Below are 21,456 nucleotides of genomic sequence, written 5' to 3'. Positions count from 1 at the left end.
GACCAACATCGGGCACACCGAAGCGGCGGCCGGTGTCGCCGGTGTGATCAAGGCCGTGCTGATGATGCAGCACGCGAAGATCCCGCCGAGCCTGCATTTCCACACGCCGAATCCACTGATCGACTGGTCGGCGCTGCCGCTGGAGGTTGTGCGGGAGCCGCGTGCGTGGCCGGAGACCGGTCATAGCCGCACGGTCGGTATCAGCTCCTTCGGAATGAGCGGTACCAATGCACACCTCATTCTGCGGCAGCCCGCACCGGAACCGGCTCGCACCCCGTCTGATTCGGCACCGCAGGTACTGGTGCTGTCGGCACGTGACGACGTCGCACTGGTCGAGTCGGCGAAGCGCTGGGCGGACCGGTTGGGTGGGAGTGGTGGCGAGCTCGCCGATTTCGCCTACACCGCCGCGAGCGCGCGCACCCACTTCGAGGAGCGCCTGGCGGTGGTCGCCGAGACGGCGGACGCCGCCGCCGCTCGATTGCGCGCTGCGGCAGCGGATATGCGGTCCGCAGTGCGCGGCCGGGTCGAGCGGACCTCGGCCGCACCGAAGGTCGCACTGCTGTTCACCGGGCAGGGATCGCAATATCCGGGTATGGCCCGGGGGTTGTTCGAGTCCGAACCGGTGTTCCGGCGGGCGCTGCGGCACTGCGATGATGTCCTGGGTCCGATCGCGGACGGTATCGGACTTCTCGATGCCTTGTACGCCGACCGTGGGTCCGCGGAGGTCCTCAGCCGGACTGTGTTCACCCAGCCGGTGCTGTTCGCGGTGGAGTGGGCACTGTGGGAGATGTGGCGTGACTGGGGGATTACGCCCGCCGCGGTGCTCGGCCACAGTGTCGGCGAATATGTGGCCGCGTGCGCGGCAGGCGCGATGCAGGTAGACGATGCGCTGCGGTTGATCGCCGTCCGCGGCAGACTGATGCAGAGCCTGCCGGATGGCGGCGCGATGCTGGCGGTCGAGGCCGATCCGGCGACGATCGCCCGGCTGCTCGAACGCTACGAGCCCGCGGTGGCGATCGCCGGATTCAACAGCCCGGCTCAGATCGTCGTCGCCGGACCGCGCCGCTCACTCGAACTGCTGCGCGATGATGTGGCAGCAGCGGGAATTCGCGCGAGCACCCTCGATGTGTCGCATGCGTTCCATTCACCGCTGATGGACCCGATTCTCGACGATCTGGCCGATGCCGCCCGGCGCGTCGTGTGGCGGGACCCCGCGATCCCGCTGATCTCGAATGTCACCGGCGCACCTTTGTGCGCCGGAGAGCTCACCGCAGAGTACTGGGCGACACATGCTCGGCAGCCGGTTCGCTTCGCCGAGGGGATGCGGGCCCTCGCGGAACTCGGTATCGGCGCATTCCTCGAAATAGGGCCGCAGCCGACACTTTCCACGCTGGGCGGTCGTGCGATCGAGACCACCGCGAGGTTTGTCGCGGCACTGCGTCGCGGCCGCGACGACCGGGAGATGACGGCGAATGCGCTGGCGCAGCTCTATGTCGGCGGCGTGACCATCGATTGGGAACGCGTGCACCGGCCGCACGCACGGCGACGGGTACTCGCTCCGACCTACCCTTTCCAACGGCAGCGCTACTGGGCCGATCAGCCGCAGAGGACGCGGGCGCTCGGCTCGGACGAACACGACGCGACCACGCACCGCCCCGGAGATGCCGGTCGTCGATCGACCGCTACCGCGCAGGCAACGGGAGTGAACGCGCCGCTTCCGTACGTCCCGCGTCGCCTCGATCTGCCGGGGGATTCCACGCATTTCGCCCTGACCCTCGCCCCGGCCGCACCGCACTATCTGGCCGATCACGTGGTCGATCGCGATGTGGTGGTTCCCGCCGCTTGGTTCGTCGCCACCATCGTGGCGACGGCGCGGGAGGTGACCGGCGCCGAGGTCGTCGCGATCGAGGATCTCGTGATCGCCAGCGGTCTGACGATCACGAAGGACCATCCCGTTCAGGTGCGGTTCGCGCCCGAACCCGATGGTCTCGCCGTGGAGGTCGCGAGCCGAACGGCGGACGGCTGGCGCACCCACGCCCGTGCGCAGGTCAGCACCGCCGCCATCCGAACCGCCGCCGAAGTCACCCTCGCCGATCTGCTGAATCGTTGCGCCGCATGGCAATCCGCCGACGACTTCTATCAGATGCTCGCCGCGGCCGGTCTGCACTACGGTCCCGCGTTCCGGCGCGTCGTCGAGGTCCGGACCGGTGATCGAGAAGCCGTGGTCAGGCTGTCGGATCCCGATACCGATCCCGGCGCCGACATGGTGCATCCTGCCGTGCTCGATGCGGCCTTCCAGGCGACCTATGCCGCGATGGCGCCGCAGACCGGGGAGCGGCACACCTGGGTGCCCCTTGCCATCGATCGGGTGAGCGTTGGAGCCGTGGGTGGGCGAGTCCGATTCGGCCATGTGCGCGTCCTCGAGCAGACGCCACAGCTGTGTGTCGCCGAGGTTCGACTGCTCGACGAGGAGGGTGCTCCGGTGCTGATCGCGGACGGTCTGCGAGTGATGCGGATGGCCACCGAACGTACGCGCGGCGACGCGGCGCTCCGGGATGTCTACCGGATGGCCTGGCAGGACGCCGGGCCGGTCGCATCCGGCGCCGCGGTGGGCCGCTGGCTCGTCGTCGGCGCCGCGGACGGACCGGGCGACGCTATCGCGGCTCGCCTGCGGGCCTCGGGCGCGCAATGCGCGGTGGCGCGGCCCGGCAGCGGGTTCGGGTTCCGCGCGGACGACGAGTTCGACGTCGACCTCGGGGTACCGGCGGCGGTGCGGGCCTTGCTCGGTGCGGCAGGGGACGGGCGGACGCCGCTGCGCGGCATCGTCTACACGACACCGGTGGTCGAGACCGATGCCGCGACGCCGGATCGGGCTCAGCAGGCGGTCGTCGGCGCACTGCACCTCGTGCAGGCCGCGGCCCTCACCGGCGAACCCGCGGTGTGGTTGCTCACCCGCAACGGGCAGCGAGTGGACACGTCCGATCGGGTCGCGCCGGACCAAGCCGCAGTCTGGGGCTTTGCCCGGAGCGCGCAACTAGAGCAGCATGAAATCGGCTGCCGGATCATCGATCTCGACGAACAATCGGCAGCGGACGCGGACGCCGTCGTCGCCGAAATACTCGCGACCGCACCGCACCGGCAGCTCGCGCTGCGTGGCGGAAGACGGCTGCTGCCGCGGCTTGTTCCGGCACAGCAACACCGACCGGGACAGGACGGTTTCCTCGACGCGGCCACCGCGCAGACGGTGCTGATCACCGGGGGACTGGGCGGAATCGGCCGGGCACTGGCCCGCTGGCTGGTCGACCGCGGCACCCGCAGCCTGGTCCTGGCCGGTCGGGGCGCACCGGACGCCACGGCAATCCAGCTGATCACCGAACTCAGGGCACGTGGCGCGCGTGTCGAAGTCCGCGCCCTCGACGTGGCCGACCGTGCTGCGGTAGCGGCCACACTGGACTGGATCGACCGTGAACTCCCACCGCTGGCCGGCGTGGTTCACCTGGCGGGTGTGCTCGATGACGGGGTGATCGCCGAGCAGACCGCGACGCGACTGGGCCGGGTGTTCGCGCCGAAACTGCACGGCGCCTGGCATCTGCACGAGCTGACCGCACCGCGCGCACTGCGGTTCTTCCTGCTGTTCTCCTCGGCGTCCGCGGTGGTCGGCCTGCCCGGCCAATCGAGTTACAGTGCGGCCAACGCGTTCCTGGACGGGTTGGCCGAGCTGCGCCGCGCCGCAGGCCTACCCGCGCTGTCGATCGCCTGGGGCCCTTGGGCCGGAACCGGCATGGTCGACCGGCTCGGCGATGGCGACGTGCAACGCCTGTCTCGCCGTGGCTACCAGCTGCTTTCCGATCGACGTGCGCTCGAAATCCTCTCACACACCATAGTTTCGGACAGCGGTGCGCTCACGGTGCTGCCGCTCGACCTGTCCACCCTGCACCGGTCCGGCGTCGAGACGCCCGACGTGCTGGCGGGTCTCGCCGGTGGCGACACACTGCCGCCCGACCCGTCTTCCGTCGCGGTGCAGCGCCCGCCCACCCAGGATCGAACCGATTTCCACACCGAGATGGCGGCACTGGTCCGGCGCTGTGTCGGCCTTGCCCCCGATGCCGACCTCGATCGTCCACTGCACGAACTCGGCCTGGATTCCGTCGCGGCCATCGAGATCCGGGACGAGCTGTCCCGCTCCGTCGGGCATCGCCTGCCCGCCACACTGGCTTTCGAATACCCGACCCCGCGTGCGGTCATCGATTTGCTCGTGCAATTGGGCCCCGCGGGCCGACAGCCGGATTCGCGGCACCACGACATGTCCACGGCGAGTTCGCAGGCAGGGCAGGCCCGGGATGCGGTTTCGCGACCACCACAGCGCGACGTTCCCGCGGAGACTTTCAGCCCCGGCGCGCCCGCATCGGCGAACGGTGTCCGGCATGGGGAAGTTCGGGCGGCGGGTCCCGCACACAACGAGAACGGTGCGTATGCGGCCGCGAGGAGTGACGTGGATTCGGAAACGGTTCGGGTAGGCGGTCTCTCGTTCTCGGCGCCGTCTCGGGGGGAGCACCCGAGCGATGGCGTCGGGGACATCGCCATCGTGGGTGTGAGCGGCCGGTATCCGGGGGCGGACGGGTTGGACGAGTACTGGCGGGTGCTGCTCGAGGGACGCGACTGCATTACCGAGATTCCGCGGCAGCGGTGGGATCATTCGCGGTACTTCGTCCCCGATCGGCACAACCCGCATACCTCTTACACCAAGTGGGGCGGGTTCCTCGACGATGTCGATTGTTTCGATCCGCTCTTCTTCGCGATCTCGCCGCGCGAGGCGGAGGTGATGGATCCGCAGGAGCGGCTGTTCCTGCAAACTGCTTGGGCCGCTTTGGAAGACGCGGGGCATTCGAGGGCCGATCTGGCGCGGGGCGGGTTGCGTCCCGAGGAGGCCGGGGTGTTCGTCGGCATCATGTGGGGCACGTACCAGATGTTCGGCGCGGAGGAATCGCGGCTGGGACGCGGGACCTTGCCCGCGTCGACCTTCTGGAGTGTCGCCAACCGGGTGTCACACGCGCTCGATTTCCAGGGGCCGAGCATGGCGGTGGACACCGCCTGTTCGTCGTCGCTGACCGCGCTGCACCTGGCCTGCCAGAGTCTTCGGACCGGGGAGTGCCGGTTGGCCGTGGTCGGCGGGGTGAACCTGTCGCTGCACCCGTACAAGTTCGTGGCGTTGAGCCAGGGGCAGTTCGCCTCGACCGACGGGCGCTGCCGTTCCTTCGGGGCGGGCGGCGACGGGTATGTGGCCGGTGAGGGTGTCGGCGCGCTGGTGCTGCGGCCGCTGGCCGACGCCGAGGCCGACGGCGACACCATCCACGCGGTCATCAAGGGCACCGCGGTAAACCATGGCGGCCGGGTGAACGGCTTCACCGTGCCCAATCCGACGGTGCAGGCGGCGGTGATCCGTTCGGCGTTGCGTAACGGCGGCGTCGATCCGGAGTCCGTGTCCTACATCGAGGCGCACGGCACCGGGACCGCCCTCGGCGACCCGATCGAAATTGCGGGCCTGACAAAGGTATTCGGTGGTACCGGGCGGGCCGAGCTGCCCATCGGCTCGGTGAAGTCCAACGTCGGGCACCTGGAAGCCGCGGCAGGCGTGGCGGCATTGACCAAGGTGCTGCTCCAGCTGCGCCACGAGACCATCGTGCCCTCACTGCACGCGACCCCACCCAACCCGAACATCGACTTCGCGAGCACTTCGTTCCGGATTCCCGAGCGACCTCTGCCGTGGCCGTCCGGTGGTCCCGGGCAGCCGCGACGGGCGACGATCAGCTCATTCGGCGCCGGGGGATCCAATGCGAATGTCGTGCTCGAGGAGTATGTGGATCAGCGGCCCGCCACCCGGTGGTCCGGCGATCAAGTCGTGCCCGTGTCGGCAAGGGACACCGAGCGCCTCACCGAATACGTTGCCGCACTCGATCGTTTCCTCTCCACCCGGCAACCGAACCTGGCCGACCTGGCGTACACCATGCAGGTCGGCAGGCTGACGGGCACCGCACGGACCGCGTTCACAGCCCGCGATCTCGACGAGCTCCGCGCGGCGGTCCGCGCCTGGGTCGAGGACGCGCCCGGCGCACGCGGTACGGCGCGTGCGGCCGCGGACGACCGCGTCGCGGGCTGGCTCAATGGCCGCGAGATCGATTGGGAGACCGTGCGCGAGAACGGACCCCATCGCCGCATCTCCCTGCCGACCTACCCGTTCGCCCGCGAACGCTACTGGATCCCCGACGTAGCGGCCGCAGACGAGGGTTCGGCCGCGGTCCCGGAAACGGGCACCCCTCGCGAGCAACAGCGCGCACTGGCGCCTGTGTGGCGGCCCGCAGAACCCGACCGCGGTGATGTACGCGACCGTCGGCCATTGGTCCTGTACGACGCCGAGACACCCGCATCCCTGATCGAGACGCTCATGGCGACGTTCGGCGATCCGCAGCGTCTGATCCGGGTCACCGATGCCCCACACGGCGATGGCCTCGCCCGCGCCGACTTCGCCGCGGGCGCCCAGCTCGGCCGTGCGCTGGTGGCGCGATACCCGGACACCGACAGCGTGATCGATCTCTGCGACCTCGCCCCGCTGCCTTCGGGACACCGACCGACGACGGATCTCGGCCGAATGGGCTTTTACCAGGCAGTGATCGACGCCCGAGCGGGCGCCCTGATCCTGCTGCACATGGCAGCGGGCCACCCGGGCGTCGACGGTCCGGAGTGCACGCCGCTCGCCGGATTGGTCGCGGCACTCGCCGACGAGATCGGTGACGTGCACACCCGAACTGTGCATCTGGTGGACCACCGTGCCACTGTCTGTGCGGATCCGAAGTCGCTGATCGAGATCCTGGGTGCGGAATGCGAGTCCGTCGGTGATGGTGCCCCGCGCGTGCGGTACCGGGCGGGCCGGCGCGAGACCATCGGGCTCGATTCGGTGACGCCGCGCCCCGGACTCGTCGTCGATCCCGCACGCACCTATGTCGTGACCGGCGGAACCCGCGGCTTGGGCGCGGAGTTCGCGGCCATGCTCGTAGAACGCGGCGCCCGGCGGCTGGTCGTCCTCGGACGGGAGCCGCTGCCACCCGAATCCGAATGGTCTCGGCTGGCCGGCACCGACGGCCCGCAGGCGGCCAAGGTGCGGCGGCTGGCCGCGCTGCGCGACCGGGGCGTCGCGATACGCACCTACTTCGGCAGCCTCACCGACGAGGCGGCACTGGCCCGATTCTTCGCGGAGGTCCGGCGCGAGCTGGGCCCGATCGGCGGGGTATTGCATTGCGCGGGAAGTGTTTCCGCGGAGAGTCCCGCGTTCGTCCGCAAGACCGCGCCTGCGGTCGCGGACGTACTGGCGCCGAAGATCTCCGGAACGGAGGTGCTGGCGGAGGTGCTCGCCGTGGATCGACCGGACTTCTTCGTGCTGTTCTCCTCTGTCTCGGCCGTCCTGCCCGGCCTCGCGGTCGGGTTGTCGGACTATGCCATGGCCAACGCACACCTGGACCGGTTCGCCGAGGCCCAGCACGCCAATGGAAGGACATGGTTCCGTTCGATCCAGTGGCCGTCCTTCCGCGGCACCGGGTTCGGTGAGGTGACGACGTCGGCGTACCGGTCGACCAGGCTGCCGACGATGACGGCCGCGGCGGGTTTCGATCTCCTCGACGGCATCCTCGGCATGGTCGACACACCGGTCGTGTTGCCCTATCACGGTGCACCACTGCAACTCTCGCTCCACCCGTCGAAGCACGCCGTGGCGTCGACATCGGCCGCGGCCCCGCCTGCCGTCGACGCCGCTCCACGCGGCGAGCGGGGCCGGGCATATCAAGAGTTGCTGGAAATCTTCTCCGACGAGCTGAAGCTGGCTCCCGCCCGCTTCGAGGGGCACAAGCGCTTCGAGGAGTACGGCGCGGACTCCGTGCTCATCGCCTCCGCGGTACGCCGCATCGAAAAGGTGACCGGACAGCCCTTCGACCCCGCACTCGTGCTGGAGTACCCGACACTGGACGCACTGGCCGACTTGCTGACCGAACAGCATCCGGAACTGTTCGCCGCGACATCGCATTCGAATCCGACCGCACCCCAGGCTGCTCGAGGTCCAGCGCGCACAGTCGGCCATGCCGCGACCAATGGCGACGGCGCGCACCGCACCGGCGGGCTTCCGGCATCGGACCAGGGGCGCGGTGGGTCGGTGGCACCGATCGCCGTCGTCGGCATCGGCTGCCGCTTGCCGGGCGGGGACGACCCGAACGCGTTCTGGCGCATGCTCGCCACCGGCGAATCCGGCATCCGCGAGGTCGATCCGGCGCGCTGGGATCCGGCGAGGTACTACCGCCCGACCGGTGGTCAGGGACTGACCAATAGTAAGTGGGGCGGCTTCGTCGACGGCGTCGATCTGTTCGACCCCGAGTTCTTCGGGATCAGTGACGCGCTCGCCTGGCAAATGGATCCCCTGCAGCGGTTGCTATTGGAAGCGTCCGTCCTGGCCACCGCGGATGCCGGATATCGCCGCGACGAACTCGCGGGCCGCCGGATCGGGGTGTACGCGGGCAGCCGCACGGCCAACTACTTCAACCGCATCCCGGTCGCCGACCGGCACACTATCGTCGGCATCGGGCAGAACTTCATCGCCGCCCGCATCTCCGACTACTTCGATTGGCACGCGGGCAATCTGATACTGGACAGCGCCTGCTCGTCGTCGCTGGTATCGGTGCACCTGGCCTGTCAGGCGCTGCGCGCGGGCGAACTCGACGCGGCATTGGCGGGTGGCGTCGAGGTGCTGTTGGACGAGACGCCGTTCCTGACGCTGGCCGCGGCAGGCGTGCTGTCCCCGAACGGTCGTTGCGCCACCTTCTCCGAGCACGCCGACGGTTTCGTGCCGGGCGAGGGCGCGGCACTGCTGCTGCTCAAGCGACTCGACGACGCGGTCCGCGACGGGGACCGGATCTACGCGGTGCTGCGCGGCTCGGCGATCGGCAACGACGGGCACACGATGGGCATCACCACCCCCAATATGCACGCGCAGATCGAGGTCATCACCGCCGCCCTCGACGCGGCGGGCATGTCGCCCGACGCACTGAGCTACGTCGAAGCACATGGCACCGGCACCATGATCGGTGATCCGATCGAACTGAAGGCCTTGGCGACCGTGCTCGGCGACCGTTCCCGCGGTCCGGAGCCGTGCGCGGTCGGCAGTGTGAAAACCAATATCGGCCATCTGCTTTCGGCCGCCGGGATCGCCGGCGCGGTGAAAACGATTCTCGCGGTGCACCATGGCGCGCTGCCGCCTTCGCTGCATTGCGAGAACCTCAATCCGCGTTTCGCGTTCACCGGGTCACCGCTGTACATCAACCGCGAGCTGCGCCCGTGGCGCAGCGCCGACGGCAGGCCCCGTGCCGCGGGCGTCAGCTCGTTCGGGTTCGGCGGCACCAACGCACACCTGATCGTCGAAGAGGCGCCTGCGGCGCACCGTCCGGTGCGTAACCCGCTGTCGCCTCCCGTCTTCCGCAAGAGGAGCTTCATGCTGCCGAAAACGGTTCCGAGCAGATCGACTGATCCCGGGTCCCGGATCGTGCTACCTTCGGCGCCCACCACGTCCTTTCTGCGTGTGGAGCCGCTGGTATGAGTGGGATCGAGCTGAACAGCTTTGCCACCACCGTCCTCGCGGACGATCCCGTGGTGCGCGACCATCGGGTGCACGGCGTGCGGATCCTGCCCGGCGTGGTATATCTCGACATGATCATGCGTGCCGCGATGGCGGCCGGCCACGCACCTGCGGACCTGGTGATCCGGGAGGCGTTCTTCCATCGGCCGGTCGCGTTGGACACCGGCGGCGCGGTCCGCATCGCGTTCCGGGTGGAGGCGAGTAGCGGTCGCGTTCGCATCGATGTGCAGCGGCTCGACTCGGGCGTGCCGACCGGTCCGATCGAGTTGATCGCCGAATGCGTCGTCGCGCATCCTGATTCATTCTCCGATCCGGAACCCGCGGAGCCGGGTGCGCTCCGGGCCGCGCTGGTCGCGGCCCGTGGCCTGGACGAGATGTATCGGCAGAGCGGTAGTCGTGGCATCGAGCATCGCGATTTCATGCGCGCCGCAGGCATTTTCGGTCGCCATGAGGATGTGGTGACCGCGGAGCTGACGCTCGGTGCGGAAGGGGCGGCGTCCCTGCCCGGATTCCTGCTGCATCCGACGTTCTTGGACGCGTCGACGATCGTGCCGTTCGTCGATCCGCGTCGACTGGGCATCGATGACGACAGCGCGTTCATTCCGATCCACTTCAGCGAGGTCCGGGCGTGGCGCCCGACGCCGGAGCGGGTATTCGTGCGTGCCGCGGTCCGCGGCCACGCACAGGATCTGTTGCGGGCGGATGTGCAGCTGTACGACGATGCCGGCCGCGCGATCGCGGAGTACCGGCTGACCTCCAAACGCGTTCGAGGCAGCGCGGATATCCATCGGTTGCTGACCGAGTCCGACGCGGCACAGCCGACGGCGACGATGTCACCGGTCGCGGCTTCGACCGGTCCGATCGGACCGGCATCGGCCCACACCGAATCCGCGCCGAGCCATCGGGCGGATACGCGGGATCCGCTCGCGGTGATCACCGCGGATCTGGCGGCGCTCGTCGCCGCCGAGATGGCCGTCGACTCCACCGGCATCGCGACCGACGTGGGTTTCTATGAACTGGGACTCGATTCGAGCCGACTACTGCGGTTGACCTCGGAGTTGGAGGCGCGGGTCGGTGAACCGCTCTACCCGACTCTGCTGTTCGAGTACCAGACCATCGATGCGCTCGCGGGGCATCTGGCCGACACCGTCGGCTCGCGATACCGTGCGGCCACGACGGAGCCGGTGGCAGTGCAACCGACCGAACCGCACCGCGACAGCCTGATCACCTTCGGATTCGAGTGGCAGCCTGCGGATTCGCCACATCCGCGGCGGGAACCCGGCAGCCTGCTCGTCTTCGACACCGCGGACCGGCCGTATCGGCACCGGGGACGGGCAACGGTCATCCGGGTTCGGCCCGGTGATGAATTCGTCTCCGGAACCTCCGAATTCGTTGTCGATCCCGCCGACCCACAGCACCTGCGGTCACTGCTCACCGAGCTGTCCACCCGACGCCTCTCCTTCGACGCGGCGGTGTACCTGTGGGGCGAACGCCTCGCCGGAGCCGAGATCGACCCGCACCGGATCACGGAGCAGGTGTACCTCCCGCTGCGCGAGTTGGTGCGAGCCATGGCGGATGCGCCGGACGCACCTGTGCACCGTGTACTGGCCCTTTCGGCAGCGTCCACCCCGGGAACGCTCAGCAGCGCACTGATCGGTGGATTCGCGCGCACCGTCCAGCTCGAACTGCCCCGGCCGATTGTCCGGGCCGTACTGTGTGATAAGGCAGCCGATTTCGACGCCGTGATCGCTACCGAGCTCGCCATAGATCACGACTCGGCGACCGAGATCCGCTACCGCGCGGGCCGCCGCGAGGTCCGGACGCCACGCGAATTCTCCGTCGCCGCGACGGGAACGACCGCCCCACAGCTCGAACAACGCCTGGTGGCGATGGTCACCGGCGGCTTCGGTGGCATCGGCAAACAGCTCGCCCGCAGGCTCGCCCGCGAGTACCGAGCCAGGCTGGTATTGGTATCGCGCGGTCCGCTCGACGAGTCCGGGGCAAGGCTGCTCGCCGAGATCGCCGGCCTCGGCGGCGAAGCCGTTCACGTACGGGCCGACATCTCCGACGCCGCCGACGTCGAGCGCGCCGTTGCGATCGCACGCGCCACCTTCGGACGTATCGACGCCGTGTACCACGGCGCCGGAGAGTTGCGCGACGGTTTGGTCGCCAGCACCCCCGGTGAAGCGGCGAGATCCGTTCTCGCGCCGAAACTCTGCGGTGCCGAGTGGCTGATCAGGGCTGTCCCGGAGGCTCGCCTGATGATGCTGTTCTCGTCGGTCTCCGCAGTCCTGGGCAATCCGGGCCAAGCGGATTACGCGGCGGCGAACCGGTATCTCGATGCCTTCGCCGAACTGCGCGATCACACCGCGGGATCACCCCGGGTGATCAGCATCAATTGGCCGCTGTGGGCCGAGGGCGGGATGCGCCCGCCCACCGAGCAGATCGAGGCGCTGCGCCGAGCCGGAATCGGTCTGCTGCCTACCGACATCGGGCTGGATCTGCTGATGTCGTCCGCGTCGGCCGATCGCGCCCAAGTGGCCTGTATCTGGGGCGACGCGGACACCGTGCGTGCACGACTGCGTACGGATCCGACAACCCCCGCGGCGAGACCGACCGAGATACCCTCGGGGAATTCCGGCACACCCGCCGATCCCGTACCGCAGAGTAGCCGAGCAGAGGACGAAACCACCCTCGCCATCGTCGGTTTCAGCGGCCGCTACCCGGATGCCGACACCCTCGACGAGTTCTGGCGCAACCTGCGCGACGGACACGACGCGGTCGGACCCGTTCCGGCGCAACGGTGGTGGCTCACCGCCGCCGAGCACTCGGCGGGCGCCCCGCCGATGACGGGTGGATTCCTGCGGGATGTGGCCGGTTTCGATCCGCAGTTCTTTCGAATTCCGCCCGCACACGCCCCGCTCATGGATCCGCAGGAGCGGCTGTTCCTCCAGCAGGCGTACGCGGCGCTCGAACACGCGGGCTACCACCACGAGGATCCTGCCGTCCGGGATCGGCGGGTCGGCGTGTTCGTCGGCGCGACGTGGAGCGACTACCGACTGCTCGGCGTGGAGGCCACGCGTCACGGCGATCCGGTCGCAGTGGCATCGATTCCGTCGTCCATTGCCAACCGGACGTCGTACTCTCTCGGCCTGCGCGGGCCGAGCCTCACCGTGGACACGGCGTGTTCGGCGTCCCTCACCGCGCTGCATCTGGCCCGGCGCAGTCTGCTGGACGGCGAGTGCGACGCGGCGATCGTCGGCGGTGTGAACCTGCTGCTGCACCAGGACAAGTTTCTGCTGCTGAGCAGTTTGGGAATGGTGTCGGACACCGGCAGGTGCAGGCCGTTCGGCGCGGGGGCCGACGGTTACGTGCCCGGCGAAGGGGTTGGCGCGGTCTATCTCAAACCGCTGCGCACCGCCCTCGCCGACGGCGACACCATCCACGGCTTGGTGCTGGGCAGCGCGGTGAATCACGGGGGGCAGACCGCCGGGTACAGCGTGCCCCATCCCGGGGCGCAGGCCGAGGTGATCAGCGAGGCGCTACGCGCGGCCGGAGTCGAACCAGGGACGATCGGCTACCTCGAGGCGCACGGCACCGGCACCGCCCTCGGCGATCCGATCGAAATCGCTGGCCTGGCAACGGTATTCGGGCAACCCGGCGGCGAGGGGCGGCAGCGTGCGCTCGGCTCGACCAAATCGAATATCGGGCATCTGGAGGCGGCCGCGGGTATCGCGGGCCTCACCAGGGTGCTGCTGCAATTCCGGCACGGCCGCATCGCGCCGACCTTGCATGCGGCACAGCTCAATCCCGCGGTCGCGTTCGACACGGTGCCGTTCCACCTGCCGCAGCAGCTCGAAGACTGGCCGCGCGCAACCGTCGACGGCATCGCGGCGCCGCGTCGTGCGGGGATCAGCGCATTCGGCGCGGGCGGTGCGAATGCCCATGTGGTGCTCTCGGAGTTCATCGACCAGCGGGCGCGGCCCGCGGCGACGGGCGAACCGGAGGTCTTCGTTCTTTCGGCGCGGTCGGCCGGTCAGCTCCGGCGCTATGCCGAGACGATGGCGCGGCATTTCCGCGCGCTGGATCCCGCCGATTTCGCCGATGCGGTGCGCACGCTGCAGGTCGGCAGGCCCGCGCTCGGGTATCGGCTCGCGGTCGTCGCGACCAGCCCCCATGCGGTGGCAACCGCGCTCGAGCAATACCTCGGCGACCAGGCGAGCCCCGTGGTGACCGGAGCGCTGGGCGCTTCCACGCGGTCGGCGGAACTCGGGTCGGCGACGTCCCCCGAACAGGTGGCACGACAGTGGGTCGCGGGAGCCGCGATCGACTGGACCGAACCAGCCCGACGGATACCGCTGCCCGGCTACCCGTTCGAGCAACGGGATTACTGGATCATCGCGCCACCGAAGTCGGGATTCGCCGCGGCGGTGGCACGATTCGAGTCCACCCCGCGCCAGGGCGGGATCGTCGAGCCCGGACAAACGGAGCTGGGGCGCTACGCGGCGATGCGACTGTTCGGCGTACTGGCCGACCTTGGACTTACGACGGGGGAGTGGTCGGTCGAATCGGTGCTCGGTCGAATCGGTGCGCTGCCAAGCTTCCGGCGACTGCTCACCAGCTGCCTCGACATCCTGCTCCGGCACGGATTGGTGCGCGGCGAGGGCGACGCCATCGTGGTTACCGGGCCACCACCGGGAACGACGTGGATGCGCGCGGACCTGCTCGCCCGATTCCCCCAGACCGAACCGTATGTGACGCTGGTCGACGCCTGCCTGGCCGCCTACCCACGGGTGCTGCGCGGCGAGCTGGCGGCGACCGAGGTGCTGTTCCCGCGCGGCGAACTCGATTTGGTCGGTGCGATCTACCGGGGGAACGCGGCCTATGACTTCGCCAACGGCCTGCTCGCCGATCTGGTGGCGGCCCTCGCGCAGGAGCGGACCGGCAATGCCGCGCCGCTGCGGGTGGTGGAGGTCGGCGCGGGCACCGGCGGCTCGACGCACGCCGTGGTATCCGCACTGGTCGCCTCCGGTGCGTCGTTCGAATACCACTACACCGACGTGTCGCAGAGCTTCGTCGCGCACGGCAGGCGCACCTTCCCCGACCGAGCCGAAATGCGTTTCGGGGTGCTGGATATCGAGGCCGATCCGGTGACGCAGGGCTTCCCGGTCGAGAGCGCCGACCTCGTGGTGTGTGCCAACGTCTTACACGCGGTGCGGGCGATCGGACCCGCACTGCATCATGTCCGCCGTCTGCTCGCGCCGTCGGGTGTGCTGGCGTTCACCGAGGCGACCACCGATCTCGAGGTGCTCGCGCTGACCTTCGGACTGCTCGACGGCTGGCACGGGTATCGGGATCCCGAACTGCGAATCGCGCACTCGCCGTTGCTTTCCGAGGACCAGTGGCGTGTCGCGCTGGCGAACGCGGGCTACACCGGCGTGCGGGCTTGGGGTCCCGGGCTGTCCGCCGACACGGAGCCGAGTTTCCGCCTGCTGGCGGGGGTGAGCGACTCCGTGCCCGCGCTCGTGGCCGAACTGCCGCAGCAGGATGCGGTTGGCATCGCGACCCCGTCCACATCGCCCGATCATGTGGACGCGGTGGATATTTCGCGCCTGGAGGCCGAGGTCACCGGCATGGTCGCGGAGGGGCTGGGGGTATCGGGCGCCGAAGTGCACCCGGGGCTGCCGCTGTCCGAATACGGCGTCGACTCGATTCTCGCTGTCAAGATCATCGACCGGGTCAATGCCCGCTACGGGTTGTCACTGCGGCCGACGGTGGTCTTCGATCACCCGTCGGTGCGGCAACTGAGCCGCCGGATCGCAGACGAGGGCGCGATCCCCGCCGCGGCCCCCACCGACGCGCCATCAGCAGCCATCTCGGCGCCCGGCACCACCACACCGGCCGCCACGGCAGCATCCGTCCGCCCCGCGATCGCACCGTCGATCCCTTCTGAAAGGACGGCGACGCAGTCGATGGATATCGCTGTCATCGGAATGTCGGGCCGGTTCCCCGGCGCCGCGAATCTCGACGAATTCTGGCGAAACCTCGCCGAGGGACGGGACGCGGTGACCGAGGTGCCGCCGTCGCGGTGGCCGATCGCCGACCATTTCCGGCCGGGACCGGTGACGCCCGGCAGGACCTACTCGAAATGGGGCGGATTCCTCGACGATATCGACCGCTTCGATCCGACGTTCTTCGATATGGTGCCCGCCGAGGCCGACTATATGGACCCGCAGCAGCGGTTGTTCCTCGAACACAGCTGGCTGGCGCTGGAAGACGCGGCGATCGATCCGAAATCATTGCGGCGCAGCCGGTGTGGTGTATTCGCGGGCTCGCCCGGATCCGACTACGCGACGCTGCTGCGCGACCGCGCCGGGTTCGGCTCGCACCATATGTTCACCGGGAACAGCCCGGCCATCCTGCCCGCCAGAGTGGCCTACCACCTCGATCTCACCGGACCGTGTCTCGGGCTGGATACCGCCTGCTCGTCGGCGTTGGTCGCGGTGCACCAGGCCTGCCGCAGCCTCGCCACCGGTGAATCCGATCTCGCGCTGGCGGGTGGGGTTGCCGTCTTCGTGACGCCCGAGTACCACCTGCTGGCCTCGTCGATGGGGATGCTGTCGCCACACGGCCGCTGCGCGAGCTTCGACGCGGCCGCGGACGGGTTCGTGATCGCCGAAGGCGTCGGCGTGGTGGTATTGAAGCCGCTGGCCGCGGCCGAACGCGACGGCGACCCGATCCGGGGAGTGATCCGCGGCATCGGGGTGAACCACGACGGTCGCACCAACGGCATCACCGCGCCGAGCACACGCTCCCAAGCCGAGCTGGAACTCGACGTCTATCGGACCAACGGTATCGATCCGTCGAGTATCGGCTATATCGAAACGCATGGCACCGGAACACGATTGGGCGACCCGATCGAAGTATCGGCGCTCACGTCGGCATTCCGCCGCTACACCGACACGGTGGGCACCATCCCGATCGGCTCGGTGAAGTCGAATATCGGTCACGCCTCGCACGCGGCCGGGATGGCGAGCCTGTTCAAGGTGCTGTTGGCCATGCGTGCCGGGCAGATTCCACCCTCATTGCACGTCGAGTCGGTCAATCCACTACTGGATCTGGCGAATTCGCCGTTCTTCGTCAATACCGACCTGCGTGCGTGGCCGGAGGGGCCGCGCCGCGCCGCGGTGAGCTCCTTCGGATTCAGCGGCACCAATGCCCATCTCGTCGTAGACGACTACCCGTCGGTCCGGGCACCGCATCGGTCCACCGGAAGCGATGGACCGCAAGTGGTGGTGCTCTCGGCTCGCACGGCGGGCAGCCTCGGCCGCGCGGCGCGGGCATTGCGCAGGCATCTGGCCGCGCATCCGGAGGTCATGCTCCCGGATATCGCGCGTACCTTCGCCTTCGGCCGAGCCCACTTCGAGCACCGCCTCGCGATCGTCGCGGATTCTGTCGACGGCCTCGCAGCTCGGCTGGCCGACTTCGTCGAAGGCGACACTCCGGCAAGTGTTGTCACCGGGCTGGTCCACGACACCGCCGTGCCCGAACCTTCCGCGACGGTGCTCGCTGATCCGATCGAGACCGCGCGGCGATGGGTCGCGGGAGAGCGAGTCGAGTTCACGGGCTGGTCAGCGGGATTCGCGCAGCGGGTACACCTACCGGGATACCAGTTCGAGCGAGAACGATGCTGGGTGCCCGAGGGCACCGCACCCGAGATCGCCGCCGAAGCGACAACAGTCGCCGAACCGGTACTTCGACCCACACCTGCGCCGCGGTCGGCGCCCGTCGCCGAAGCGGGCAGTTCACGCTCCGCCGACGAGACTCCCCTCGGGCAGATCGCGGAGGAGTATCTGAAGGGCCTGCTCGCCGCGTACTGCCGACTGGATGCGGACCGGATTCGCACACGTATTCCGTTGCAGGACTACGGGATCGATTCGGTACTCATCAGCAGGATGAACGATCGACTCGAGACGGACTTCGGCGCACTGCCGAGCACCCTGTTCTTCGAGTACCAAACCGTCCGGGATCTCGCGGGCTACCTCGCCGAGGAGCACCCGGAACGGCTGGTGGCACTGCACACCGAGGCCACCCGGCCGTCCACGCCCGATGCCCCGGCCTCCGCCACCGCACCGGCGAACCCCACCCCCACGGTCGCCGTCGACAGCCCGGCCGCTCGCCCCGCACCCGACCGGGACGACGACATCGCCGTCATCGGTATGGCGGGCCGGTTCCCGATGGCGCAGGATATCGAAGAGTTCTGGGCCAACCTGGTTTCCGGCCGCGACTGCATCATCGAGGTGCCGCCGGACCGCTGGGACCACCGCGCCTTGCACTCCGACGACCCCGACGAGCCCGGCACCACCTATGCGCGCTGGGGCGGCTTCATCGATGACGTCGACAAGTTCGACGCACGGTTCTTCGGTATCACCCCCAAGGATGCCGAGGAGATGGACCCGCAGCAGCGGCTGTTCCTCGAAACATCCTGGGCTGCTCTGGAAGACGCAGGCTACACGCCGGACCGAGTGCGGGCGGGCGCGCGGGCGCGCGGACTGGTCGACGCCGGTGTCTTCGCCGGTGTCGGGTACGCCGAGTACCAAGCCTTTGTCGGTGTGCCGATCTCCGGCTATTTCGCCATCCCCAACCGGGTTTCGTATCACCTCGGCTTCAGCGGCCCGAGCCTGGCGGTGGACACGGCCTGTTCCGCCTCGCTGACCGCCCTGCATCTCGCATGCGAGAGTCTTCGCCGCGGTGAATCCGCCTATGCCCTCGCGGGCGGCGTGAATGTGTCGATTCACCCCGGGAAGTATTTGTTGCTCGGCTACGGGCGATGGGCCTCCACCGATGGCCGCTGCCGCTCGTTCGGCGCAGGCGGTGACGGCTACGTGCCTGGCGAGGGCGTGGTCACCCTGGTGCTCAAGCCTTTACGGCATGCCCGCGCCGATGGAGACCGGGTCTACGGCGTGATCCGGGGCAGCGCCGTCAACCACGGCGGCCGCACCAACGGGTTCACGGTGCCGAATCCGACGGCACAGGCCGATCTCATCGGCCGTGCCCTGACCACGGCCGGGGTGGATGCCCGCGACATCGGCTACGTCGAGGCACACGGCACCGGTACCGCACTGGGTGATCCGATCGAGATAGCGGCGCTGACCAGGGCCTACCGCCGGTCTACGGCGGAGCGGGGCTACTGCGGCATCGGCTCGGCGAAATCGAGTGTCGGGCACCTGGAGGCGGCCGCGGGCGCGGCGGGCGTGGTGAAAGCGCTGCTGCAACTGCGGCACGACACGATGGCGCCGAACCTGCACAGCGACCCGTCGAACCCGGCGATCGACTTCGGCGCGACCCCGTTCCGGATCATCGACACACCCACCGCGTGGCCGCGGCCCGACGACGGCACACCGCGAATCACCGCTGTCAGCTCGTTCGGCGCGGGCGGGTCGAATGCCCATGTGATTCTCGCCGACGCCGGCCAGCTCCCACCGTCGGAGGCGGATGACCAGCCGCGGCTTGTGATGCTGTCGGCGCGCGACGCCGATCGCCTGACCGAGGCGGTCGGCCGATTGGCTCGGCAGCTGCGGGAGAACCCGCTGCCGCTCGCGGACGTGGCCTGGACACTGGCCGTCGGCCGGGTGTCGTTCGAGCATCGGCTTGCCGTGGTGGCCACCTCGACCGCGCAACTGGTCGAGCTGCTGGAGAGTGCGGCCGATCCCGCCGCGCGCGTGCCCGCGGCGGGGCTGCTGGTGTTCCGAGGCGTGGCCCGCACCCATCGCGAGCTCGACGAGCTACCCGGTGAATCCGAGGCGGACCGGACCGAGATGCGCGGCCTGCTGCGCTCCGGCAACCTGCCGCGCGCGGCCGAATTGTGGGCCGGCGGGTGGACCGTGGAGTGGGAACGGGTTTACGAGCGCCCCTTCGGTCGTATTGTCAGCCTGCCCACGTACGCCTTCGCGCGGCGCAGGCATTGGATCGTGCCCGAGGACTACCGACGCCGCACCGAGTCCACCGCTCGCGATTCCTCGCAGGTCGATCGAAACGACACCGGGACCTCGCAACTCGTCGCCAAGACGGTTGTCGCGCAGAGCCCGCAGCTGACCGGTTCCGGTCCGCGTAATGGCCACCGGTCGAATGGTGCGACCGCGCAGAGTATCTCGGAGGGGGGCGAGGCGAACACCACCGAAACCGGGGACGGAGACGGCGCCATGGTGGCCGCTTTCCCGATCGCGGCCGAGCCGGAACCCGCTGCGCCCGCGGAATCCGACGATGAGCTGCGCGCCCTACTGCGGGAGCAGATCCGCGATATCTTCGCCGATCTCACCAAGACGGATCCGGCGGAACTCGAGCTGGACGCGGATTTCGTCGACTTCGGATTCGACTCCGTGGCCACGGTGCGGATGCTGAACCGGCTCATGAAGCTGCACGAGGTCAAGATTCCGGCGGAGTCGATCGAGCTGTACCCGACTATCAGCTCGCTCGCCGACTACCTCGTCGCCGAAGGGATCATCGCGGCCGCGACCCCGTCGATCGGCGCTCCGCAGGGCACGGCCGACGCACGCGCGGTCGATGTGCAGGACGACATCCCCGTCGTCACCATGGAGGCACCGATCGCGGTGGAATCGGTCTTCATCACCGGCGTCACCGGTGTGCTCGGCGGCAAGGTGCTGCACGATCTGCTGGCGCACACCGACGTTCGGGTGACCTGCCTGGTGCGTGGCACCTCCTTGGCCGGGGCCGAGAAACGGATCAAGCACTTCCTTGCCACCTACGACCCGGAGGGCGCCCTCGACGCCGCCTTCGCGGCCAGGGTCACGCCATTGCTCGGTGACGTATCGAAGGACCGGTTCGGCCTGGACGAGACGACCTGGCACAGAATCGCGCAAGAGGTCGATCTGACCATTCACGCCGCGGGCCGGACCACGCTCGTCACCTTCTACGACGCACTGGCCCCGATCAACGTCGAAGGCACCAGGCGCGCCATCGATTTCGCGCTCCAGTCACGGGGCAGGTATCTCGTGTACGTCTCCAGCTTCAGTGCACTGGGTGACCGGCTCAACTTCAACAACCCGCCGTTCACCGAGCGCGACCTCGAATTGGGCCAGGGCTACGACCATCTGCCGTACCAGCAGACGAAGTACGAGTCCGAGAAACTCATCAGGGCGGCGAGCGAGCGTGGCCTGCTGTGGGACATCGTACGGCCGGGAAACATCATGGGCGACAGCGTCACCGGGCGGTACCCATTCTCGGAGGTGAGCGTCAAGGGCGCCTACTACGACATCCTCAAGACGATGATCGAGAGCGGCGAGACCATGCTGACGCCGGTGTACTGGGACATCTCCCCGGTCGACTATGTCAGCGCGGCCATCGTGCACATCGGGTTGCGCAGACCGACCTATCGGGAGACCTACCACCTGACCAACCCGGATATCCGGCGCTACTACGACGTCGTGCGCAACGTCCAACAGGCGGGGTACCAGGTAGATCTCGTGCCGCTCGAGGAATTCCATCGCCGGGTCACCGAACGGGAGATCTATCGCCGCGGCACCGACGAGGTCTACGACAGCCAGACCCTGGAGATGTTCAAGTACGGCATCGAGCTCTTCGGCTACATCCACTACGAGGAGAGCTCCTACGCCGATTGCGCGTATACCCGGCGGGTACTCGGCGCGGCGGGCATCGACTGTCCGCCGATCGAGCAACTGGTCCAGGTCTATTTGGCCCACTGTGCGGAGGTCGGCTACATCCCGGCGCCGAAGGCGGCCGAATCGACCGTCGAGGCGGCGCGATGA

At 68.8% G+C, this 21,456-nt stretch carries 2 protein-coding genes (1 of these 2 only partly in view); both read left to right on the top strand.

Going from position 1 to position 21,456, the window contains the following annotated elements:
- A protein-coding gene (locus FB390_RS26015; RefSeq protein WP_185757174.1) for a type I polyketide synthase crosses the window boundary here: on the top strand, window positions 1–9,631 show its end. The gene continues 11,906 nt to the left of window position 1, outside the view; the window shows 9,631 of its 21,537 coding nt (coding positions 11,907–21,537); its start codon lies off the left edge, out of view; it ends in the stop codon at window positions 9,629–9,631.
- A complete protein-coding gene (locus tag FB390_RS26010) occupies window positions 9,628–21,456 on the top strand; it encodes an SDR family NAD(P)-dependent oxidoreductase (RefSeq protein WP_141811314.1) in 11,829 nt (3,942 codons plus the stop codon). Before FB390_RS26015 ends, FB390_RS26010 begins: the two co-directional genes overlap by 4 nt.

It is taken from the genome of Nocardia bhagyanarayanae (genome assembly GCF_006716565.1).
GTDB classification, from domain to species: Bacteria; Actinomycetota; Actinomycetes; order Mycobacteriales; family Mycobacteriaceae; genus Nocardia; species Nocardia bhagyanarayanae.
The sequence above is the reverse complement of the archived record's forward strand: the minus strand, read 5'-3'. Positions and strand labels throughout refer to the sequence as shown.

What these genes read in the sequence shown, in the direction of transcription:
- FB390_RS26010 (WP_141811314.1), top strand. Translation starts at nt 9,628, where the DNA reads ATGAGTGGGATCGAGCTGAACAGCTTTGCCACCACCGTCCTCGCGGAC.